The 225-nt window shown below is 78.7% G+C and carries 1 pseudogene; it reads right to left on the bottom strand.

Features of this window, described 5'->3' with window-relative positions:
* Window positions 1-186: pseudogene (locus AN218_RS35965) on the bottom strand (ABC transporter permease); the annotation flags it as partial.
* Window positions 187-225 lie beyond the last annotated feature (39 nt).

Genomic DNA, 225 nt, shown 5'->3' with positions numbered 1-225 from the left:
GCCGGTGTCCGCGCCGGGGCCGCCGCCCGTACCGGAATCGACGCTTCCGGCGGCTCGCTCGCCTGCCGCACCGCGCCCCTCGTCACCGGAGGCACCACGCCCCTCGTCACCGGCTTCGCCGCCGCCCCGCGCCGCACCCCCTTGCGGCCCGCGCCGCGACGCCGCCTGCTCGTCGTCCTCGGTCATGCGCCTATGGTGTCCCCTCCCTCCCACGCGGCACATCGG

The organism is Streptomyces nanshensis (genome assembly GCF_001751255.1).
Lineage (GTDB): Bacteria > Actinomycetota > Actinomycetes > Streptomycetales > Streptomycetaceae > Streptomyces > Streptomyces nanshensis_A.
Note: the sequence above shows the minus strand (reverse complement) of the source record. Positions and strands in the feature narration are given on the sequence as shown.